Below are 22,142 nucleotides of genomic sequence, written 5' to 3' on the forward strand. Positions count from 1 at the left end.
ACATGCCTGCTATCCCTCTCGAGCATGGTCTGGCGGTTGCCGGCATCCTGTTCTGCCTCGGTCTGGTTGGCCTGATGGTCCGCCGCAACATTCTGTTCGTGCTGATGAGCCTGGAGGTCATGATGAATGCCTCCGCCCTGGCTTTCATCGTCGCGGGCGCTCGCTGGGCGCAGCCGGATGGACAGATCATGTTCATCCTGGTGATCAGCCTGGCAGCCGCCGAGGCCAGTATCGGCCTGGCGATCCTGTTGCAGCTGTATCGCCGCTTCCACACTCTCGATATCGACGCTGCCAGCGAGATGCGCGGATGAACCTACTCTTTCTGACTTTCGTATTCCCCCTCATTGGTTTCCTGCTGCTGTCGTTCTCCCGTGGACGCTGGTCGGAAAACCTTTCGGCACTGGTTGGCGTGGGTTCCATCGGCCTGTCTGCCATCGTCACGGCCTACGTGATCTGGCAATTCAACGTCGCCCCACCGGAAGGTGGCAGGTACGTGCAGGTACTGTGGCAGTGGATGGCCGTTGAAGGCTTCACGCCGAACTTCGCCCTCTACCTGGATGGCCTGTCGGTGACCATGCTCGGCGTGGTGGTCGGGGTGGGTTTCCTGATCCACCTGTTCGCCTCCTGGTACATGCGCGGTGAAGCCGGTTATTCGCGCTTCTTCGCCTACACCAACCTGTTCATCGCCAGCATGCTGTTCCTGGTGCTCGGCGATAACCTGTTGTTCCTGTACTTCGGCTGGGAAGGCGTGGGCCTGTGCTCGTACCTGTTGATCGGTTTCTACTACAGCAACCGCAACAACGGGAATGCCGCACTCAAGGCGTTCATCGTCACCCGCATCGGCGACGTGTTCATGGCCATCGGCCTGTTCATCCTGTTCCAGCAACTGGGTACGCTGAATATCCAGGAACTGCTGGTCAAGGCACCCGAGCACTTCAAGGTCGGTGACTTCTGGATCGTCCTGGCGACCCTGATGCTGCTGGGCGGCGCCGTCGGTAAATCCGCGCAACTGCCGCTGCAAACCTGGTTGGCGGACGCGATGGCCGGCCCTACCCCGGTCTCGGCACTGATCCACGCCGCAACCATGGTGACCGCCGGCGTCTACCTGATCGCCCGTACCCACGGCCTGTTCGCCCTGGCGCCGGATATCCTGCACCTGGTGGGCATCGTCGGCGGTGTGACCCTGGTGCTGGCCGGTTTCGCCGCGCTGGTACAGACCGACATCAAGCGCATCCTCGCCTACTCGACCATGAGCCAGATCGGCTACATGTTCCTGGCCTTGGGCGTCGGTGCCTGGGAAGGCGCGATCTTCCACCTGATGACCCACGCCTTCTTCAAGGCGCTGCTGTTCCTTGCTTCCGGTGCGGTGATCGTTGCCTGCCACCACGAGCAGAACATCTTCAAGATGGGCGGCCTGTGGAAGAAACTGCCGTTGGCCTATGCCAGCTTCATCGTTGGCGGCGCGGCCCTGGCGGCCCTGCCACTGGTCACCGCCGGCTTCTACTCCAAGGACGAGATCCTCTGGGAAGCGTTCGCCAGCGGTAACCAGGCACTGCTCTATGCCGGCCTGGTGGGTGCGTTCATGACCTCGCTGTACACCTTCCGCCTGATCTTCATCGCGTTCCATGGTGAAGCCAAGACCGAAGCCCATGCCGGCCACGGCATTGCTCACTGGCTGCCACTGTCGGTGCTGATCGTGCTGTCGACCTTCGTCGGCGCCATGATCACCCCACCGCTGGCCGATGTGCTGCCACAAAGCGTCGGCCATGCCGGCGGCGAAGCCAAGCACAGCCTGGAAATCGCCTCGGGCGCCATCGCCCTGGCGGGTATCCTGCTGGCCGCCCTGCTGTTCCTGGGCAAGCGTCGTTTCGTCACGGCGATCGCCAACAGCGGCATCGGGCGATTCCTTTCGGCCTGGTGGTTCGCCGCCTGGGGCTTCGACTGGATCTACGACAAACTGTTCGTCAAGCCATACCTTGCGATCAGCCACATTCTGCGCAAAGACCCGCTCGACCAGACCATTGGCCTGATCCCGCGCATGGCCAAGGGCGGCCACACTGCCCTGAGCCGTACCGAGACCGGTCAACTGCGTTGGTATGCGGCTTCCATGGCGGCTGGCGCCGTGCTGGTTATCGGCGCCATCGTGCTGGTAGCGGTCTGATATGAACCTTGCGAACTTGCGAAAGGAAACGAGCCCGTCATGATTCTGCCCTGGCTAATCCTGATCCCCTTCATCGGCGGCCTGCTGTGCTGGATCGCGGAGCGCTCCAGCTCCACGCTCCCGCGCTGGATTGCGCTGCTGACCATGTCCCTGGAACTCGCGCTCGGCCTCTGGCTGTGGGCGACCGGCGACTATTCATTTGCTCCGGCTCCTGGCGCCGATCCGACCTGGGCGCTTGAATTCAAGCACGTCTGGATCGCGCGCTTCGGCATCAGTGTGCACCTGGCCCTCGACGGCCTGTCGCTGCTGATGATCCTGCTGACCGGCCTGCTGGGTATCCTCTCGGTACTCTGCTCCTGGAAAGAGATCCAGCGTCACGTGGGCTTCTTCCACCTGAACCTGATGTGGATCCTGGGCGGCGTCATCGGCGTGTTCCTGGCGCTGGACCTGTTCATGTTCTTCTTCTTCTGGGAAATGATGCTGGTGCCGATGTACTTCCTCATCGCGCTCTGGGGTCACAGTTCTTCGGACGGCAAGAAAACCCGGATCTACGCGGCGACCAAGTTCTTCATCTTCACCCAGGCTTCCGGCCTGATCATGTTGGTGGCGATCCTTGGCCTGGTGCTGGTCAACTTCAACAACACCGGCGTGATTACCTTCAACTACGCCGACCTGTTGAAAGTGCAGATGTCCAAGACCACCGAGTACGTGCTGATGCTCGGCTTCTTCATCGCCTTCGCGGTGAAGCTGCCGGTGGTGCCGTTCCACTCCTGGCTGCCGGACGCCCACGCCCAGGCGCCGACCGCAGGTTCCGTGGACCTGGCCGGTATCTTGCTCAAGACGGCGGCCTACGGCCTGCTGCGCTTTGCCCTGCCGCTGTTCCCCAATGCGTCGGCCGAGTTCGCGCCGATCGCCATGACCCTGGGCCTGATCGGGATTTTCTACGGTGCGTTCCTGGCGTTCGCCCAGACCGACATCAAGCGCCTGATCGCGTTCTCCAGCGTTTCGCACATGGGCTTCGTGCTGATCGGGATCTACTCCGGCAGCCAGCTCGCCCTGCAAGGCGCGGTGATCCAGATGTTGGCTCACGGCCTGTCGGCGGCGGCGCTGTTTATCCTCAGCGGCCAGTTGTACGAGCGCCTGCACACCCGGGACATGCGTGAGATGGGCGGCATCTGGTCGCGCATCGCCTACCTGCCGGCCATCAGCCTGTTCTTCGCCGCCGCTTCCCTGGGCCTGCCAGGCACTGGCAACTTCGTCGGCGAGTTCCTGATCCTGATCGGCACGTTCGCCAGCGCTCCGTGGATCACCGCCATCGCCACTTCCGGCCTGGTGTTCGGTTCGGTCTACTCGCTGATCATGATCCACCGTGCCTACTTCGGCCCGACCAAGTCGGACGAAGTGCTGCGTGGCATGGACGGTCGCGAACTGATCATGGTGCTCGGCCTTGCGGTGCTGCTGGTTTACCTCGGCGTTTTCCCGCAACCGTTCCTCGACACCTCTGCCGCCACGATGCATGGCGTGCAGCAGTGGCTCGGCACCGCCTTCTCTCAACTCGCTTCGGCCCGGTAAGAGCGCTATGGAATTCACGATTCAACACTTTATCGCGCTTGCGCCGCTGTTGATCACCAGCGCCACGATCATCGTGGTGATGCTGGCGATCGCCTGGCGGCGCAATCACTCACAGACCTTCCTGCTGTCGGTGGCGGGGCTGAACCTGGCCCTGCTGTCGATCCTGCCGGCCCTGAAAGTCGCGCCCCTGGCGGTCACCCCGCTGATACAGATCGACAGCTTCGCCTGCCTCTACATGGCGTTGATCCTGGTCGCCACCCTGGCCTGCGTCACCCTCGCCCACGCCTACCTCGGCGATGGTGGTTCGGGTTACCCGGGCAACCGCGAAGAACTGTACCTGCTGATCCTGATGGCCGCCGCCGGTGGCCTGGTCCTGGTCAGCGCGCAGCACCTGGCCAGCCTGTTCATCGGCCTGGAACTGCTCTCGGTACCGGTCTACGGCCTGGTGGCCTACGCCTTCTTCAACAAGCGTTCCCTGGAAGCCGGCATCAAGTACATGGTGCTGTCGGCGGCAGGTTCCGCGTTCCTGTTGTTCGGCATGGCCCTGCTCTACGCCGAAGCCGGCACCCTGAGCTTCGTCGGCATCGGCCAGGCCCTGGCAGCCACCGGCCTGCCTAGCCCGATCGCGCAACTGGGCCTGGGCATGATGCTGATCGGCCTGGCGTTCAAGCTGTCGCTGGTACCGTTCCACCTCTGGACCCCGGACGTCTACGAAGGCGCCCCGGCGCCAGTGGCGGCGTTCCTGGCCACCGCTTCGAAAGTGGCGGTGTTCGCGGTCATGGTGCGTCTGTTCCAGATCTCGCCAGTGGCCAGCAGCGGTGTGCTGAGCAACGTACTGACCATCATCGCCATCGCGTCGATCCTGTTCGGCAACCTGCTGGCACTGACCCAAAGCAACCTCAAGCGTCTGCTGGGTTACTCGTCCATCGCCCACTTCGGCTACCTGCTGATCGCCCTGATCGCCAGCAAGGGCCTGGCCGTGGAAGCCATCGGCGTGTACCTGGTCACCTACGTGATCACCAGCCTCGGCGCCTTCGGTGTGATCACCCTGATGTCCTCGCCGTACAACGGCCGCGACGCCGACGCCCTGTACGAATACCGCGGCCTGTTCTGGCGCCGTCCGTACCTGACCGCCGTGCTGACCGTGATGATGCTGTCCCTGGCCGGCATCCCGCTGACCGCCGGCTTCATCGGCAAGTTCTACATCATCGCCACCGGCGTCGAGGCTCACCAATGGTGGCTGGTCGGCTCCCTGGTGCTGGGCAGTGCCATCGGCGTGTTCTACTACCTGCGCGTCATGGTCACCCTGTACCTGATGGAGCCGAACCTGCGTCGCCACGACGCCGAGTTGCACTGGGAACAGAAGGCAGGCGGCGTGATGCTGCTGGCCATCGCCGTACTGGCGTTCTTCCTCGGCGTGTACCCGCAGCCGTTGCTGACCCTGGTTCAGCAGGCTGGTTTGACGGGTTGATCGTGTAGCGGTAGCTCGTAGAAAACAGAAACGGCACCTTTGGGTGCCGTTTTTGCGTTTGGGGCATGATGGATTTTCAGAAACCCGTGATCGCAGCCTTTCTTGCTCCAGTTCTTATGCGATCAATCAAACCTTCCTATAAAAGCCTCTTCACCATGGGAACACATGCCAGTTGAAGCCCCGAAGGGGATTGGTAAATCGCAGGCGCCTCACCCACGAAACCGCAGCGTCGGTAAAAGTCAGCCGCATTCAAAGTCGCATCAAGCTTGACTTCCTCCAGGCCCAACTCTCGTGCCAGGCATTCGAGGTGATCCAGGACTCTCCTGCCAATACCACGCTGCATAAAGTCAGGATGCACAAAGATCGCGCCGATTTCGCTGTTATCCAGGTCAAGCATTCCTGTCGCCACCGGCTCTCCATCAATACAGCCCAGATAGAAGTGCTTCTCCACAACCTGTGCATGTTCCGACATGCTTTTGAGTATCCGGAGCTGTTACGAACGGAGTGCTTGACGCTACAACATTATTCAATATGATCATTCTTAATCATTTCGCCGAATAAAGATTCACTATTATTCACCGATAGCAAGTAGCCCCGGAAGCGGTTGCTCAGACTGGCTTTTACTGCCAATTGCCTAAGAGAAATCCACCATGACAACCACCGCGAAAACCCGGTCGGTCACAGCTCACGTCCCGGTGCACCTGGCCGAAAAAGTCGACCTGATGGCCGAGCGCCTCGAGCGTTCCAGGAACTGGATCGTCAAACAAGCGCTATCTGCCTGGATCGAGCAGGAGGAGGAGCGAAGCCGCCTGACCCATGAGGCCTTGGCCGATGTTGACGCCGGCCGAGTGATTGACCACCAGGCTGTCCAGGCTTGGGCCGATAGTCTCAGCACCGACGCCCCGTTACCAGTACCGCGCTGATGGAGTTGAAGTGGACCAGCAAGGCGCTTTCCGACATTGCTCGACTTTATGAATTTCTGGCGGCGGTGAATCAACCCGCGGCCGCGCGAACAGTGCAACAACTCACGGCCGCGCCGACCTCTCTATTGGCCAACCCGCGCATTGGTGAACGCCTGGAAGAGTTCGAACCTCGAGACGTGCGCAGAATCCAAGTGGGGCGCTACGAAATGCGCTATGAAATAGCCGGTTCCACCCTGTACCTGCTACGCCTGTGGCACACACGTGAGGATCGATGACTTGGGCTCGAAGGGAATGACTGCCGTCACGCAGAATCTTTTTTCATTCGACGACCGGCAGGGATGAGCGTCGATATCGAATGCGTGGTGGCCGGCGCAGGCGTCGTTGGTCTTGCCGTGGCACGGGAAATGGCCCGGGCCGGGCATGAAGTGCTGCTGATCGAAGCCGCCGAAGCCATCGGCATGGGCATCAGCTCGCGCAATTCCGAAGTCATCCATGCGGGCATCTATTATCCGCCGGGCAGTCTCAAGGCGCAGCTGTGCGTAGAAGGCCGGCAACGGCTATACACCTATTGTGAAAGCCACGGCGTCGCCACCCGCCGGCTCGGCAAGTTGATCGTTGCCACGGATCAGGCGCAGGTGGGCGGACTCGAAGCATTGCTTGAGCGGGGCTCGATGAACGGCGTGGACGACCTGCGCCTGCTCGACCAAGAACAGGCGCAGGCATTGGAACCGGCCCTGTCCTGTGTCGCCGCGCTGTATTCGCCTTCCACCGGTATCGTCGATTCCCACGCTCTGATGCTGGCCTTGCTGGGTGACGCCGAAGCGGCCGGGGCGAACATTGCTTTCCACACGCCTTTGCTGGGTGCTCGCGTCATCACTGGAGGGTTCATGCTGGAATTGGGCGGCACGGCGCAAATGACCTTGTCCTGTCGCGTGCTGATCAACGCCGCCGGCCTCCAGGCCCCCGCCCTCGCCCGCCGCATCGAAGGCCTGGACATGCAATCGGTGCCCGAGGATTTTTTGTGCAAGGGCAACTACTTCAGCCTCGCCGGGCGGGCACCGTTCCGGCACTTGGTCTATCCCGCCCCGGAAGCCGCCGGCCTGGGCATTCACATGACGCTCGACTTAGCGGGCCAGGCGCGTTTCGGCCCGGACACCGAATGGGTCGAAGTGCAAGATTACCGAGTGGATCCGGCCCGAGCCGAAGCGTTTTACCCGGCGATCCGAAATTACTGGCCGGGGCTGCCGGACCAGAGCCTACAACCGGCCTACAGCGGCATCCGCCCGAAGATCTCCGCGCCCGGCGAACCGGCCCGCGACTTTGTCATCAGCAGCGAGGCCGAGCACCGGGTGCCAGGGTTGATCAACCTACTCGGGATCGAATCGCCCGGGCTGACATCCTGCCTGGCAATCGCCAGCCGGGTCCGACAACAGATCGAAAATGCCTAGCCTCCAGCGCAAAGTGCAACGCGTTTTGCCCCCCGCTCATGCAGCTTGCACGACACCGGAAATTCTTTGCGTTTCAACTTATTGTTTATAAAGGGTTTTAAATCGATCTTCGGCTGGCACAGCTGATGCAATTCAGCTCTTACGCGGCGTCGGCGTCTCCAAGCCTGCCCGCTTCCGTGTATTGCCGAGGAGCTACCTATGAATGCCATCGATCTGTTGAAAGCCGACCACGAACGCGTCAAAGCCATCCTGACTCAACTGAGCGAGTCGACCGAACGCGCCGTGAAAAAACGCACCGACCTGTTGGCGAAACTGGAAATGGAAATTTCCATCCACACCCGCCTGGAAGAGGAAATTCTTTATCCGGCTTTCAAGCAGGCCGGTGGCAAGGACGAGGCCGAAATGTATTACGAGGCCAAGGAAGAACACCGTACCGTCGACTCGCTTGTGCTGCCGGACCTGAAAGCCACCGATCCAACCCAGCCGGAATTCGCCGGTCGGGTGAAAGTGGTCAAGGAACTGCTTGAGCACCACATCGAGGAAGAAGAAAAGGAAATGTTCCCCCACGCGAAAAAACTGTTGGGCAAGGCAAAACTGGACGCCTTGGGTGCAGACATGGAAACCATGAAAGCGCAGTACAAAAAAGAACTGAGCAGCGCCAATCTAGCCGCCTGATCAAAGCGCCGTAGATGCTTCAGCCGTCATGTGACGGCTGAATGCGTTGCGGCGCTTATTGCATTTGTTCGCGCAAGAATTCCACCAACGCCTGCACCGGGCGTGCACTTTGCCGATGCTGGGGATACACCGCCGATAGCGCCAACGGCTCGGTCTCGAAGCCTTCCAGGACCTTGATCAGCCGTCCATCCTTCAAGGCATCGCCGAGGATGAAAGCGGGCAGATAGGTGATGCCCATGCCGGCGATGGCCGCGTCCCTGAGCAAATCCCCGTTATTGGCGCGCATGCGTCCCGTGACCTCCAGGGTCAACGGTTTGCCAGTCCCCGCAAAACGCCACTGCACCTGACGGCTGTGCCCGTAGGGCAAGCAGTCGTGATTGCGCAGGTCTTCAGGCCGCGCGGGTGTGCCTTTTTGCGCCAGGTAGGCGGGGCTGGCGCAGTACACCCGCTCGATGGTCGCGATGCGCCGGGCAATCAGCGTCGAATCCTCCAGCACGCCGATGCGCAGTGCCAGGTCATAGCCCTCCCCCAGCAGATCCACCGAGCGGTCGCTCAGGTCCACCTCGACACTGACACCCGGATAACGTTGCAGAAACAGCGGCAACAGGCTGCCCAGGTGCGCCACGGCGAAGGACAGCGGTGCGCTGAGGCGAAGGGTGCCGCGGGGCTCGCTGGTCTGGCCGCTGATGCCCTGCTCCACCTGCTCGACTTCATTGAGCAGGCGCAGCGCCGCTTCGTAATAGCGCTGACCCAGGGGCGTGACGTCCAGCCGCCGGGTCGAGCGATTGAGCAGGCGCACACCCAGGCGCTGTTCCAGTTCCATCAGCTTGCGGCTGACGAACTGCTTGGACAGCCCCAGTTTGTCCGCCGCAGCGGTGAAACTGCCCGATTCCATGACCTGGGCAAAGATGCGCATTTCTTCGAAGGGGTTCATTGTCATTCCTGGGGTGGACAGTCCATGGGGATTGCCTGGGCATTGTGGTCTTGGTGAATCAGATTGCCTAGCTGTGGGGATGTGCCATCGTCATCGCGAGCAAGCTTTGCTCCCACATTGGATCTGTGGGAAAACCTGTGGGAGCAAAGCTTGCTCGCGATAGCGGTGGCACAACTTGCGAGGCGCCAATGCCCGACACAAAAACGCCCGCACAAGGCGGGCGTCGTTCAGCATGGACCGCTTACTTGGCCGTCAGCGCCGAGTAGCTGTTCATCAGGTTGCGGTAGTTCGGAATGCGCTGGGACAGCAGGTTGCCCAGGCCTTCGATGTCGTTGCGCCAGTCGCGGTGCAGCTCACAGGCCACCGAGAACCAGTTCATCATCTGCGCGCCAGCAGCGGTCATGCGTACCCAGGCGGCTTGTTGTACGGTTTCGTTGAACGTACCCGAGGCGTCGGTCACCACGAACACGTCAAAACCTTCAGCCAACGCCGACAGGGTCGGGAACGCCACGCAGACATCGGTGACGACGCCAGCGATGATCAGTTGCTTGCGGCCGGTGGCCTTGATCGCCTTGACGAAATCTTCGTTGTCCCAGGCATTGATCTGGCCTGGACGGGGGATGTACGGCGCGTCCGGGAACATTTCCTTGAGCTCCGGCACGATCGGGCCGTTAGGGCCTTGTTCGAAGCTGGTGGTCAGGATGGTCGGCAGTTCGAAGAACTTCGCCAGGTCGGCCAAGGCCAGCACGTTGTTCTTGAACTCGTTGGGCGAGAAGTCCTGGACCAGGGAAATCAGGCCGGTCTGGTGATCGACCAGCAGGACGACCGCGTCGTCTTTGTTCAGACGGTTGTAGGCGGGAACGTTGCTCATGGGATGACTCCTTTGGGATGGATGTATTGCAGAACAATGTGGGAGCGAGCCTGCTCGCGATGACGGTGTGTCAGCTTGCGGCGATGTCGGATGTGCCGACGCCTTCGCGAGCAGGCTCGCTCCCACAGGGGAGAATCGGTGCGTTAGTCAAAAGGCAAAGCAGGAACAGCCAAACGCGCCCCAGAAGCCTTGGAAATCGCTGACCGGGACGTTCGACAATCGCGCCCGTTCATGGCTGTGGGAATGCACCGTGCACGGACCGCTGCACTGGTGGACCTGGGCCTGCAACGGTGACGTCGGGCGCCAGTGGCCCGGGACCTTGACCACCGGCGACCAGTCGGGCAGCACCGGGACGCTGGCCGGCCCGAGTTTTTCGAAGTCGCCGGCGGCATACACCACCTTGCCGTCGACCACGGTCAGCACCGACTCGATCCACTTGATGGCTTCTTCCTCGACGCTGAAGAAGTCCGCGCTCAGGGCCGCCAGGTCAGCCAGTTGGCCAACCTTGATCTGGCCTTTCTTGCCCTGCTCCGACGAGAACCAGGCACTGCCGTGGGTGAACAGTTCCAAAGCGGTCAGCCGCGGCAGGCCCTCTTCATGCAACGAAAGGCCGCCGACCGTGCGCCCGCTGACCATCCAGTACAAGGAGGTCCAGGGGTTGTAGCTGGAGACGCGGGTGGCGTCGGTGCCAGCGCCCACCGGCACGCCTTCGGCCAGCATGCGCTTGATCGGCGGCGTGGCTTCGGCGGCCTTGGCGCCGTAGCGGTCGACGAAGTATTCACCCTGGAAGGCCATGCGATCCTGGATCGCAATCCCGCCGCCCAACGCACGTACGCGCTCGATGTTCTTCGGCGTGATGGTCTCGGCATGGTCGAAAAACCAGGGCAGGCCGTTGAACGGAATGTCGCGGTTCACCTTTTCGAACACATCGAGCATGCGGCTGATGGATTCGTCGTAGGTGGCATGCAGGCGGAACGGCCAGCGCTGCTCCACCAGGTGCCGGACCACCGGCTCCAGGTCCTGCTCCATGCCCGGCGGCAGATCCGGACGCGGCTCGAGGAAGTCCTCGAAATCCGCCGCCGAGAACACCAGCATTTCCCCGGCGCCGTTGTGCCGCAGGAAGTCGTCGCCCTGGTGCAGCTTGACGCTGCCGGTCCAGTTCTTGAAGTCGGTGAGTTCTTCCTTGGGCTTCTGAGTGAACAGGTTGTAGGCGATGCGCACCGTCAACTGCTGCTCGCGGGCCAGCTGTTCGATGACCTCGTAGTCGTCCGGGTAGTTCTGGTAGCCACCGCCGGCGTCGATGGCACTGGTCAGGCCCAGTCGATTGAGTTCCCGCATGAACTGGCGGGTGGAGTTGACCTGGTATTCCAGCGGCAACTTCGGCCCTTTCGCCAGCGTCGAGTAAAGGATCATCGCGTTGGGTCGCGCCACCAGCATGCCGGTGGGCTCACCCTTGCTGTCACGCACGATCTCGCCACCCGGCGGGTTCGGCGTATCACGGGTGTAGCCGGCCACCCGCAGCGCGGCACGGTTGAGCAAGGCACGGTCATACAGGTGCAACACGAACACTGGCGTATCGGGAGCGGCCTGATTGAGCTCTTCCAGGGTCGGCATGCGTTTTTCGGCGAACTGGAATTCGTTCCAGCCACCCACCACGCGCACCCATTGCGGTGTTGGCGTGCGGTCGGCCTGGTCCTTGAGCATGCGCAAGGCATCGGCCAGGGACGGCACGCCTTCCCAGCGCAGTTCCAGGTTGTAGTTCAGGCCGCCGCGGATCAGGTGCAAGTGCGAGTCGTTGAGCCCGGGAATGACGGTGCGGCCCTTGAGGTCGATGACCTGGGTGCCGCTGCCGCGCAGGGCCATGGCTTCGGCGTCGGTGCCGACCGCGACGAAGCGCCCCTGGCTGATGGCGACCGCACTGGCGCGGGGCTTTTCACGGTCGACGGTATGGAACTGGCCATTGAACAGAATCAGATCGGCGTTCATCGGATTTCCTTCTGGATGAGTAGAGGCAAGGGACAGCCGCGGCCAGAAAGCCGCCGCAGCACTGAGCAAGGACCCGGCGGCGAGCAATTGGCGGCGCAGCGGATCGGTTGGGTCGTCCTTATTGGCCATGGTCGGGCTCCAGGTGCACGTGAGCGTTCGAGGCCTCAAGCCACGGTGCGAACAGACGGGTCGCCAGCGGCATGCACACGTACACCACCGAAAGCACGATGGTCAGGGTGATCAGGAACGTGGCCACCACGTAGTTGGAAAGAAAACTGTTGAGTTGCAGCAACGGCCCCCAGATCAGCGGCACCAGCAAGGTGTGCGGCAGGATCACCAGCAGCGTCACCACGGCCTGCTTCCAACGCGGCGGCGGTGTGGCCGCATCGGCCAGCGGGGTGAACCAGAATTCCTTGTGCGACCCGACTTCAGTCTGGTCACCGTCGGCCAGTAACGGCATGGCCTCCTCTACCAGCTCGCGGCGCTCTGCCGAATCCAACCAGCGTTGCATGACCTCGGTGGAGCAGAAGCGCAGCACGCAGGTGAACAACGCCAGTCCGCCCTGCTTGCCCCGCACTACATCCACCCCAAGGTGGCCTGGCCATTGGGCGGCCACGCGCACCGTGCGACGCAACCAGGCCTCGTAGGCAGCCTCCTGGCCAGCCTTGATCCGATGCTTGACCACCAGGGTCACGATTTCATCGAAGCCGGGCCTGGCCGGGCTCGCGGCGGATTCAACGGTTTGCGATTCAGACATGACGAAGCACTCCAACAAAACGCGTATTGATTGCCAGGCGTCCGGGCCCGGCGATAAACACGCTGGTAAATACGATCAGCAGCAGCCAGCCGAACTGGCCTTCTTCCAGGCTCCATTGCGGGTGCACCACCAGCAGCGCCACCGCCAGGAGAAACAGGATTGGCAGGCACGCCAGGCGCACCAGCACACCGGCCATGATCAGCAGCGGACACAGCACCTCGGCGAAAATCGCCAGGATCAGGGTCGGTGCTGCGCCCAAGTGAAACGGGTCTTCGATGCGGGTCAGCTCAACGCTGTAGTGCAACAGCTTTGGCAGCCCATGGACCCACAGCAAAAACAACCCGCCGCTCAGGCGCAGGAACAACAAGCCCAGATCCTGCAGCGGGCGCTCATCAGTCATGTTCATCGGTGGGCTCCGTCCGCGGTGAGCGAGGCCGCCGCTGGCAGCGGTTGGGACATGTGACTGGCAATGCGCGAGCGCAGCCAGCGCTCGGCCGGGTCGTTGTCATGCACGCCGCTCCAGACCATCGACAGCTCGGCGGCATTGATCTCGAACGGCGGGTCCTCGGCGCGCAGCGCGCAGCCTTCCACCAGCGCGCAGGCGGCATAGTCGGGCACAGTGGCGATCAGTTCGGTACCGGCCAGCAAGGCCCGCAGCCCGCTGAACTGCGGCACCGCCAGCACCACTTTGCGGGTCCGGCCAATACGGGCCAGGTCCAGGTCGATGTTGCCGCTCAGGTCACCCGAGAACGAGACCATGGCGTGGGGCCGCGAACAGTATTCATCCAGGGTCAAGGGCCCCGGGCGCTTGTCGCCACGCAAGACTTTGCAAGGAATGTCCCGCAGTTTTTTGCGCTTGGCATTGGCCGGCAGATCGGTGGTGTAGCTGACACCGACGCTGATTTCACCGCTGGCCAGCAGCGACGACATCAGCAGGAAGTTGGCCCGGCGCACCACCACGATGATCCCCGGCGCTTCTTCGCGCAGTTGGCTCAACAACGGTGGAAACAGGCCGAATTCGGCATCGTCGGACAGACCGATGCGAAACACGTCGCAACTGGTGGACGGATCGAACGCCTTGGCCCGGCTGACCGCGCCAGAGATGGTGTCCATGGCCGGTTGCAGCTCTTGCAGGATCGCCAGGGCCCGCGGCGTCGGCTCCATGCCGCGACCGTGGCGGATCAGCAACGGATCATCGAACAGATCCCGCAGTCGCCCCAGCGCCGCGCTCACCGCCGGCTGGCCCATGAACAGCTTTTCGGCGACGCGGGTCAGGTTTTTTTCGAACATCAGCGCCTCGAAGATCACCAGCAGGTTCATGTCGAGACGGCGTAGATCGTTGCGGTTCATTGGAGTGAGGTCCTGTTTTAACAGTGGGAGCGAGCCTGCTCGCGAAAGCGGTGGGCCAGCAGGCACTTATGTCGAATGAGCCACCGCCTTCGCGAGCAGGCTCGCTCCCACAGGTCTTAGCGTGCTTGCGTCAACCCTGGATGAACGCCAGCAAGTCCGCGTTCAGGCGGTCCTTGTGGGTGTCGGTCAGGCCGTGGGGCGCGCCGGGGTAGATCAGCAGCTGCGAGTTCTTGAGCAACTTGGCGGCGGCGATGCCCGCCGTTTCGATGGGGACCACCTGGTCGTCATCGCCATGGACCACCAGGGTTGGCACGTCGATGTTGCGCAGGTCTTCGGAAAGATCGGTCTCCGAGAACGCCTTGATGCAGTCGTAGGTGTTCTTGTGGCCGGCGAGCATGCCCTGCATCCAGAACCAGTCGATCATGCCTTGGGAGACTTTGGCGCCCGGACGGTTGGCCCCGAAAAACGCGCTGGCCACATCTTTGTATAGCTGAGAACGGTCGGCCAGGGACGCCTGGCGGAAACCGTCGAACACTTCCACAGGCAGACCGCCGGGGTTGGCCGGGGTCTTGAGCATCAGCGGCGTCACCGCCGAAATCAGGCCGAGCTTGGCGACACGGGCAGCACCATGGCGGCCGATGTAGCGTGCCACTTCGCCACCGCCGGTGGAGAAGCCGAGCAACACCGCGTCCTTCAAGTCCAGCCGCTCGATCAGCTCGGCCAGGTCATCGGCGTAGGTGTCCATGTCGTTGCCGTCCCAGGGCTGGCTGGAGCGCCCGTGCCCACGGCGGTCATGGGCGATCACCCGGTAGCCATTGGACGCCAGGAACATCATCTGCGCCTCCCAACTGTCCGAGTTCAACGGCCAGCCGTGGCTGAAGACCACCGGTTGACCACTGCCCCAGTCCTTGTAGTAGATCTCGGTGCCATCGCGGGTGATAAAGGTGCTCATGACATGACTCCTTGAGGTGGGTGGATCGCTTTATGGTCTGGTCAGAGGAGGCATCAGCGTGAGTTAAACGTTGTTAATTTTTGCGGAACGGTGGTGTTAAAAACCTGCTTTTGTGGCGAGGGAGCTTGCTCCCGCTGGGCTGCGCAGTAGCCCCAGAACTGTCACCTCGGAGTGTCAGATTGATTGGGGGGTGGGGCCTTTGGGGCCGCTTCGCGGCCCAGCGGGAGCAAGCTCCCTCGCCACAGGTTCGGCGTCTGGAAGGCCGGGAGTAGAGCCTGCGCCGTTGCGCTTGAAGCCAAACCTGAGGAATATGCTCGGGTAAAGCCCAGGCACCAGGACCAGAACATTGAGAGCAACATGAGCCAATTCCTCAGCCTGCCCGTCGAACAGACGGTGCATTTCGGCCCTTACCGGGTCCATCCTCGCCAGCGCCTGGTGCTCGAGGGTGGGCAACCGTTGCGCCTGGGACGGCGGGCCGTGGAGATTCTGCTGGTGTTGCTCGAGCACGCCGGCGAGGTGGTGAGCAAGCAGCAACTGATCGCTAGGGTCTGGCCCAGGAGCGTGGTGGAAGACACCAACCTGCGCGTGCACGTCGCGGCACTGCGCAAGGCCCTCGGGGATGGCCAGGCCGGGCAGCGCTACATCGTCACCGTGGCGCAGCGCGGCTACAGTTTTGTCGCGCCGCTGTCATTCGAGCCGTTCGACCAATGGGCACACATCCCTCATCCATCTTTGACGCGCAACCTGCCGCTGCAGCGCACGCGCCTGATCGGACGCCAGGCCCTGGTGGAAAACCTGGTGACCCAGCTACCGCGAAAACGCTTCATTACCCTGGTCGGCACCGGCGGCATCGGCAAGACCACCGTTGCCCTGCGGGTCGCTGAACGGCTGATCGACCACTACCGTGACGGCACCCATCTGCTGGACCTGGCGTCGCTCAACGATGCGGCCATGATCGCCCCCAACCTCTGCGCATTGCTCGACGTGCCACTGCAGGACGGCGATCCGCTGGACGCCATCGCCCGGCAGCTCAGGGAGCGGCATCTGCTGCTGGTGATCGACAACTGCGAGCACCTGATCGACGCCATCGCCCAGCTCAGCGAAACCCTGCTACGCGGCGCCCCTCACCTGCACATCCTGGCCACCAGCCGCGAAGGCCTGCGCGCCGAAGGCGAACACGTGCAGCGCCTGGACGCCCTGGCGTTCCCGCCTCGGGAGATGCCCATCGAGGGCTATCCCGCCCTGGAATACCCGGCGTTGCAACTGTTTGCCGAACGGGCGATGGCCAGCCGTGACGACTTCGAACTGACCGACCGCGAGGTGCCGTTGGTGATCGATATCTGCCAGCGGCTGGATGGCATTCCCCTGGCCATCGAACTGGCCGCTGGACAACTCGGCCGCTTCACCCTGGAGGAACTTCACCGGCAACTGCAAGACAACGTCGCCCTGCTTCACAACGACACCGACGCCGCACCGCGCCAGCAAACCCTGCGCGCCACGCTGGACTGGAGCTTCGCGTTGCTCACGGCCTGCGAGCAGACCTGCCTGCGGCGACTGGCGGTGTTCATGGGCAGTTTCAACCTGGCCTCGGCCGCCGCAGTGATCGTCGGCCAGCATGTCGCGCCCGAGCAGGTGCTGGTGTCGGTCAGCCAGTTGGTCGCAAAATCGTTGCTCAATGTAGAGATCGGCGATGAAGAGGTACGCTATCGCCTGCTGGACACCACCCGCCGCTATGCCTTGGAGCAACTGGCCGAGGCCGGGGAACTGGCGGCCAGTCAGGAACGCCACGCCGAGCGCTGCCTGGCGCTCATGGGGCAAGCGGAAAGCGATTGGGAAAACACCCCCACCCGACTGTGGATCGCCCGCTACGCCGACTATCGCGACGACATCCGCGCGGCGCTCGACCGAGGCTTGGGCCCACTGGGTTCACACGCCGTAGCGATTCGCCTGACCGCCCGTACCCTGCCCCTCTGGCAGGAGCTGTCGCTGCTCAAGGAACACGGCCTCTACGTCAACAAAGCGCTGCAATTGTTGCGGGCCAACCCCGCGCCATGCCCTCGCTTGACCCTGGCTCTGGAACTGGCCCACGCCAGTTTCAACTACCACACCGAGGGCGGCACACCGGCCACTGTTCGCGCCTTCGCCACGGCCCGGCAACTGGCCCGGCAATGCCAGGACCTGGCCGGCGAGCTGCGGGCCGTGTCCGGGCAAATGACCGTCGACCTCAGTTGCGGTGACTACCAACAGGCCCTTGCACACAGCCGGGATTTCGACCGATTGGGCTTGCAGGGCGACCCGACCCTGTCCTTGAGCACCCAACGCCTGCGGGTGCTGGCGTTGCACTTCACCGGCGATCAGGGGGCGGCGCGGCGCGAAGCCGAACAGGTGATCCAGCGCCTGGCCCAGAGCGGTCACCTCAGCCGCTTCAGCCACGGCTTCGGCGTGCAATACGATCAGAGCGTGGCCGCGCTGACGGTTCTGGCGCGCATCCTCTGGCTGCAAGGCTTTGCCGAGAAAGCGCGGCGCACCGCCAACCTGGCGCTGCAGATCGCCGTGCAGATCAACCACGGCATTTCGATCTGCTACACCTTGGCGCTGGCCGGTTGCGTGATCGCCCACTACAACGGCGATCATCCGACCGCCCGAGAAAGGCTCGACCTGCTGAAGCAGCAAGCCAAGAAACATTCGGTGATGCTGTTCCATGACTGGGCTTGCCATTACGACTACGCATTCGACGGCCAGCCCCTGGCAACGCGCCCGACAAACGGCTTGATCCAGGACATCGCCGTCACCCTGCGCAGCGACGTCGTCAGCCCGGCGCAAATCGAACGGGCCCGCAGTGGCGCCGCGGGCTGGTGTTCAGCGGAGATCCTGCGGGCCAATGCCGAGACCTTGCTGGCCCGGAACGAACCGTCTCTTGAAGAAGCCGCCGAAGCGCAACTGCTGGCCGCCCTGGGCATCGCCCGTCGTCACCAGGCCCTGGCCTGGGAACTGCGCAGCGCCACGTCCCTGGCCCGTTTGTGGCAGCGCCAAGGGCAAGCGCATGCCGCGCAGGCACTGCTCGGCCCCGTCTATCGACGCTTCACCGAAGGTTTCGAGACCCCTGACCTATTGGAAGCCGGCGCGCTGCTCCAGGCGTTGACTTGACGGTTGGGACCGTGAACGCCGGACTCCCCAAGCACCTTGCAGCACGTAACGCCGATGAAACACAGGCCACTGACCACTGCACCGCAGTTTGTCCATAGCATAGGTGCGAGTGGTGTGGAGCAGGTAGAAGCGAACCCCTTCGGCACGCGGCTCGACCATCAGCAGCGACACGCTCGCCAGCCGCGACAGCAGCGGGGGCAATTGTCCGACACTCAGTTCAGCGCAACTGATCACGGCCAGCGCCGCCTTGAGCGTAAACGGCCCCTCGAACACCGCCAGACGCTGGAATGCGGTTTGTTCGTCAGCGCTCAACCGCTCGAAACTCGAGTCCAGCACCGCCTCCAGGCTGCGATGCCGGGCCACCGCCGTACGCCGCCCGTGGCTCAAGAGTGATAAACCGTGATCCAGTTGTTCCAGGACTCCAGCCACTCCCAAGGCATCAACCTGGGCCGCCGCCAGTTCCAACGCCAGCGGCAATCCGTCCAGGCGCTGGCAGATCTGTGCAAGGGTCGACCAGTCGCGACCACCCGGCCTGAAGCCCTGCTGCCGGGCGCCAACCCGCTCGATCAGCAACTGCACCGCCGGGCATGCCTCGATCTGGTGCTCGGGTTCCAGGGGTGACGCCACGGCCAGGCCCGGCAGTGACACAATCCTTTCGTCCTGCAAGTCCAAGGGTTCGCGACTGCTGAGCAGCAGCGACACCCCGGGCGCCACCGCAGCCAGTGTCCGGACCAGTTCCCGACAGGCATCGAGCATGTGCTCGCAGCCGTCGAGCACCAGCAACATCCGACAGGGTTCGAGGACGCGACCCAAAGCACCCTGCTCCACGCCCAGCACACCGGCCACTTGCGCCACCACTTGTGAAGGGTCGCTGACGGCCGCCAGGTCAACGAACCAGGCACCATCCTCAAAGTGCTCGAGCAGCAGCTCCGCCACCCGCACCACCACGGTGGTCTTGCCGACCCCGCCGGGGCCGGTCACTGTGGTCAGCGACTGACGGGGCACTTGCGCCAGTAGCCGCCCCAGGACTTGGTCGCGACCCACCACCGGGCTCAAGCGTGCAGGCAGGTTATGCCGCTCGGCTTGGGGGCAAAAAGGCGGCTCAATACTCTCTTGCACCGCCAGGGGCACCGCAAGGCAATAGCCTTGCCGAGGATGATTGAGGATATAGCGAGCGCCATCGCGCCCGTCACCAAAGGCCCGCCGCAGCGCCGCGATGTGCACCCGCAGGTTGATGGCCTCCACGACGCTGTCCGGCCAGACGTGGGCGATGAGTGTTTGCTTGCTGACGTAGTGGCCGGCGTGCTCCACCAGCACCTGCAGGACATCCAGGGCACGGCCGCCCAGCGCGAGGGGCTGGCCGTCACGGGTGACCAGCCGCTGCTGCCGGTAGAAGGCAAACGGACCGAAGCCCACCGCCGGCTCGCTATCGGGTTTGACGAAACTGTTCATGGGCGATCCAGCGCCGGATAACCGGTGCGGGCGTCAGCGTGCGGATCACCGAACACGTCTGCCCTGGCTCCTGCGCATCCTTTCCAAAGGGTTCGCCGTATCTTGGCAGGCACAGGCCTCAGGACAATGCTGGCACAGGGAGCGCCACGGACATCACGGTGCCCTGGACGGACACCGATGGCTCAACTGAACTGCTGGCGATACTGCACCGGGGTCAGGCCGAGCTTTTCACTGAACAAAAATCGCATGTGCCGCACACTGCCGAAGCCACTGCGAAACGCCACGGTCTTGAGCGGCAGGTCGGTGGTTTCCAGCAACTGACGCGCCCGGTCGATGCGCGCGCCTTGCAGGAACTCCATGGGCGTCATTTTCACTTCACGGGCGAAGACCCGGGCGAAATGCCGCGAACTCATGGCGGCCAACGCGGCCATGCGCTCGATGGTGAAGGGTTCTTCCAGATGTTCCATCACATGATTCTGCACCCGGGTAATGGCCGATTCCTGCGTCGACACCGCCGCCACCGAGGGGCTGAACTGCGCCTGTCCGCCCTGGCGTTTCATCACCACCAACAACACCTTGGCCACGTCTAACGCGACTTTGCGGCCGTGGTCCTGAGCGACGATGGACAGCGCCAGGTCGATCCCGGCGGTGACACCGCCGGAGGTGATCAGGCGCCGGTCCTGCAGGAAGATCTTGTCGGTTTCCACCAGGGCCTTGGGGAAACGTTGGATCAGGCGTTCGGTGTAATGCCAGTGGGTGGTGACGCGATAACCGTCGAGCAAGCCCGCCTCACCGAGCACAAACACCCCGGTGCAGATGGACCCGTAGCGCGTGGCCCGTTGCGCCGCCGCCCGCAGCCAGGTGTGCAACCCCGGATGCTGGTCGTCATAGGCCCCCGGCCCGCCCGGCACCAGCAACACGTCATAGGCCGCCCAGGCCTGGTCGATATGGATATCGGCCTGCACCATCACGCCGTTGGACGCCCGCAACGCCCCGCGCTCGGTTCCCAGGGTCAGCAATTGATAACGCTGATCCGCTGCGAGGTAACGATTGGCGATGGAAAACACCTCCAGAGGCCCGGCCATGTCGAGCAGCAAAAAATCCGGGAACAGCACCATTGCAACGGTTTTCATCGGGAAAGACGCCAAAAAATCCAGAACTTGTAGATGTCCCATGTGGGAGCGAGCCTGCTCGCGATAGCGGACAATCAGTCAACACAAGTGCAAGCTGGACCGACGCTATCGCGAGCAGGCTCGCTCCCACAGGTTTATAGCCTCAAAGCCTCAGCATTATGTCGAAGCGAAGCATCTGCCGGTAGGGTTCTCTATTGTCTACCTAAAGCGGACAGTATTTCGCTTTTCACCTGCTTATTGAACATATGGATAACCATTAACCTTCTTCTGAACCCGGCGAGCGGCCCAGCCGTCGCCCACAGACATCAGGAGAATTGATCATGCTGACCCTTCGCAAAGCTTCGGACCGCGGCATTGCCCGCCACGGCTGGCTGACCTCGTTCCACACCTTCTCGTTCGCCAGCTACCGGGACCTCAACGAACAGGGCTTCTCCGACCTGCTGGTCATCAACGATGACCGGGTCGCCGCCGCCAAGGGTTTCGGCCAGCATCCCCACCGGGACATGGAGATCTTTTCCTATGTGCTCGAAGGGGCGCTGGAACACAAGGACACCCTGGGCACAGGCTCGGTCATTCGCCCCGGTGACGTGCAGTTGATGAGCGCCGGCAGCGGCGTGGCCCACAGCGAGTTCAACCATAGCGCGGACGAGTCGGTGCACTTCCTGCAGATCTGGATCGTGCCCAACGTCAGCGGCGCCACGCCACGCTACCAACAGGAGCATTTCAGCAGCGAGCAGAAACGCGGTCGCCTGCAATTGATCATCTCCCCCGACGGTGCCGACGGCTCGCTCCAGGTGCGCCAGGACGCCCGGGTCTACGCTGGGCTGTTCGATGGCGAGCAAAGCGCCACCCTGACCCTGGCCCCGGATCGCTATGCCTACGTGCACGTGGCCCGAGGCGCTGTCGAGCTCAACGGCGTGCCGTTACAGGAAGGTGATGGCGTGCGAGTGCGCCAGGAGCAGGTCCTGACCTTGAGTAACGGCCAGGATGCCGAGGTGCTGGTGTTCGATCTACGGCCGCAGGAGCTGCCGCAGATGCCCTGACAGCAGTGCCTGTGACCTCCAATGAAACTGTGGGAGCGGGGCTTGCTCGCGAAAGCGGTGTATCAGTCGACGACGATGTTGGATATGCCGGCCCTTTCGCGAGCAAGCCCGCTCCCACAAGTTCTCATTCGTTTTCCCGCGCAGAAGTATTTGCCTATTCGGCGCTGTTCAATACCAGCGGTGGGTGTTCAGGTGAAAAAAATCTAAAAAACCCCGGCAATCCGGCGAATTCAAGCTTCACTCTGTGAGGCGCAGCCCAGCGGTGTC

The 22,142-nt window shown here is 62.7% G+C and carries 20 protein-coding genes; 10 read left to right on the forward strand and 10 right to left on the reverse strand.

The features are described 5' to 3' along the window. Window positions 1-2 precede the first annotated feature (2 nt). The 4 genes from nuoK to nuoN are packed head-to-tail and all read left to right on the forward strand — an operon-like array spanning window position 3 to window position 5,204. Window positions 3-311 carry an NADH-quinone oxidoreductase subunit NuoK gene (gene nuoK / locus HU749_RS19065; RefSeq protein ID WP_003180046.1) on the forward strand — a complete coding sequence of 103 codons (309 nt, stop codon included), beginning with the start codon at window positions 3-5 and terminating at the stop codon, window positions 309-311. Beyond that, window positions 308-2,161: an NADH-quinone oxidoreductase subunit L gene (gene nuoL, locus HU749_RS19070; RefSeq protein WP_014337672.1), complete on the forward strand. Its 1,854-nt coding sequence runs from the start codon at window positions 308-310 to the stop codon at window positions 2,159-2,161. Before nuoK ends, nuoL begins: the two co-directional genes overlap by 4 nt. 39 nt (window positions 2,162-2,200) lie before the next feature. Beyond that, the gene (nuoM, locus tag HU749_RS19075; RefSeq protein ID WP_014337671.1) at window positions 2,201-3,733 is read left to right on the forward strand and encodes an NADH-quinone oxidoreductase subunit M; all 1,533 of its coding nucleotides are present in this window, start codon (window positions 2,201-2,203) and stop codon (window positions 3,731-3,733) included. A gap of 7 nt (window positions 3,734-3,740) precedes the next feature. Continuing rightward, a complete protein-coding gene (nuoN, locus tag HU749_RS19080; RefSeq protein WP_003203388.1) occupies window positions 3,741-5,204 on the forward strand; it encodes an NADH-quinone oxidoreductase subunit NuoN in 1,464 nt (487 codons plus the stop codon). Window positions 5,205-5,340: 136 nt separating this feature from the next. On the opposite strand, the gene HU749_RS19085 is transcribed toward nuoN, so the two are convergent. Then, window positions 5,341-5,676, reverse strand: a complete 336-nt coding sequence (locus tag HU749_RS19085; RefSeq protein ID WP_186649782.1) for a GNAT family N-acetyltransferase — start codon at window positions 5,674-5,676, stop codon at window positions 5,341-5,343. Between the two features lie 178 nt (window positions 5,677-5,854). Here HU749_RS19085 and HU749_RS19090 point away from each other — a divergent pair, with 178 nt between their 5' ends. The 4 genes from HU749_RS19090 to HU749_RS19105 all read left to right on the forward strand — a co-directional run bounded on the left by HU749_RS19090 (window position 5,855) and on the right by HU749_RS19105 (window position 8,250). After that, window positions 5,855-6,127 carry a CopG family ribbon-helix-helix protein gene (locus HU749_RS19090; RefSeq protein ID WP_014337668.1) on the forward strand — a complete coding sequence of 91 codons (273 nt, stop codon included), beginning with the start codon at window positions 5,855-5,857 and terminating at the stop codon, window positions 6,125-6,127. Beyond that, window positions 6,127-6,402, forward strand: coding sequence for a type II toxin-antitoxin system RelE/ParE family toxin (locus HU749_RS19095; RefSeq protein ID WP_014337667.1), 276 nt, complete (start codon window positions 6,127-6,129; stop codon window positions 6,400-6,402). Before HU749_RS19090 ends, HU749_RS19095 begins: the two co-directional genes overlap by 1 nt. 63 nt (window positions 6,403-6,465) lie before the next feature. Further along, a complete protein-coding gene (locus tag HU749_RS19100) occupies window positions 6,466-7,575 on the forward strand; it encodes an NAD(P)/FAD-dependent oxidoreductase (protein ID WP_186649780.1) in 1,110 nt (369 codons plus the stop codon). A 198-nt stretch (window positions 7,576-7,773) separates the two neighbouring features. Then, window positions 7,774-8,250 carry a PA2171 family ribosome-binding persister protein gene (locus tag HU749_RS19105; protein ID WP_003203396.1) on the forward strand — a complete coding sequence of 159 codons (477 nt, stop codon included), beginning with the start codon at window positions 7,774-7,776 and terminating at the stop codon, window positions 8,248-8,250. Between the two features lie 55 nt (window positions 8,251-8,305). Here the strand turns inward: HU749_RS19105 and HU749_RS19110 are convergent, their stop codons facing one another. The 7 genes from HU749_RS19110 to HU749_RS19140 all read right to left on the reverse strand — a co-directional run bounded on the left by HU749_RS19110 (window position 8,306) and on the right by HU749_RS19140 (window position 15,100). After that, window positions 8,306-9,184 (reverse strand): LysR family transcriptional regulator, encoded by an 879-nt coding sequence (locus tag HU749_RS19110; protein WP_079302265.1) that lies wholly within the window; start codon window positions 9,182-9,184, stop codon window positions 8,306-8,308. A 241-nt stretch (window positions 9,185-9,425) separates the two neighbouring features. Further along, a complete protein-coding gene (gene ycaC, locus HU749_RS19115) occupies window positions 9,426-10,055 on the reverse strand; it encodes an isochorismate family cysteine hydrolase YcaC (RefSeq protein WP_014337664.1) in 630 nt (209 codons plus the stop codon). Between the two features lie 147 nt (window positions 10,056-10,202). Then, a complete protein-coding gene (locus tag HU749_RS19120) occupies window positions 10,203-12,041 on the reverse strand; it encodes an amidohydrolase (RefSeq protein WP_046064946.1) in 1,839 nt (612 codons plus the stop codon). A gap of 118 nt (window positions 12,042-12,159) precedes the next feature. Then, entirely contained in the window at window positions 12,160-12,798 is a 639-nt protein-coding gene (locus HU749_RS19125; RefSeq protein ID WP_186649779.1) for an antibiotic biosynthesis monooxygenase, read from the reverse strand. Then, on the reverse strand, window positions 12,791-13,204 hold the full coding sequence (locus HU749_RS19130; RefSeq protein WP_003203404.1) for a DoxX family protein: 414 nt from the start codon (window positions 13,202-13,204) through the stop codon (window positions 12,791-12,793). Before HU749_RS19130 ends, HU749_RS19125 begins: the two co-directional genes overlap by 8 nt. After that, window positions 13,201-14,148, reverse strand: a complete 948-nt coding sequence (locus HU749_RS19135; protein ID WP_014337660.1) for a LysR substrate-binding domain-containing protein — start codon at window positions 14,146-14,148, stop codon at window positions 13,201-13,203. The genes HU749_RS19130 and HU749_RS19135 overlap by 4 nt, the downstream gene beginning before the upstream one ends. A gap of 130 nt (window positions 14,149-14,278) precedes the next feature. Continuing rightward, complete coding sequence (locus tag HU749_RS19140; RefSeq protein ID WP_003203408.1) at window positions 14,279-15,100, reverse strand: alpha/beta fold hydrolase; 822 nt, start codon at window positions 15,098-15,100, stop codon at window positions 14,279-14,281. A 357-nt stretch (window positions 15,101-15,457) separates the two neighbouring features. On the opposite strand from HU749_RS19140, the gene HU749_RS19145 reads away from it, so the two are divergent. Continuing rightward, window positions 15,458-18,247 carry an ATP-binding protein gene (locus tag HU749_RS19145; RefSeq protein ID WP_186649777.1) on the forward strand — a complete coding sequence of 930 codons (2,790 nt, stop codon included), beginning with the start codon at window positions 15,458-15,460 and terminating at the stop codon, window positions 18,245-18,247. Here the strand turns inward: HU749_RS19145 and HU749_RS19150 are convergent. Then, window positions 18,209-19,699, reverse strand: a complete 1,491-nt coding sequence (locus HU749_RS19150) for an ATP-binding protein (RefSeq protein WP_095962326.1) — start codon at window positions 19,697-19,699, stop codon at window positions 18,209-18,211. The two genes, HU749_RS19145 and HU749_RS19150, sit on opposite strands and share 39 nt — an antisense overlap. Window positions 19,700-19,881: 182 nt before the next feature. Beyond that, window positions 19,882-20,832: a GlxA family transcriptional regulator gene (locus tag HU749_RS19155; RefSeq protein ID WP_186649775.1), complete on the reverse strand. Its 951-nt coding sequence runs from the start codon at window positions 20,830-20,832 to the stop codon at window positions 19,882-19,884. A 320-nt stretch (window positions 20,833-21,152) separates the two neighbouring features. Here HU749_RS19155 and HU749_RS19160 point away from each other — a divergent pair, with 320 nt between their 5' ends. Beyond that, window positions 21,153-21,875 (forward strand): pirin family protein, encoded by a 723-nt coding sequence (locus HU749_RS19160; protein ID WP_186649773.1) that lies wholly within the window; start codon window positions 21,153-21,155, stop codon window positions 21,873-21,875. Window positions 21,876-22,142 lie beyond the last annotated feature (267 nt).

The organism is Pseudomonas ogarae, from assembly GCF_014268695.2.
GTDB classification, from domain to species: domain Bacteria; phylum Pseudomonadota; class Gammaproteobacteria; order Pseudomonadales; family Pseudomonadaceae; genus Aquipseudomonas; species Aquipseudomonas kilonensis.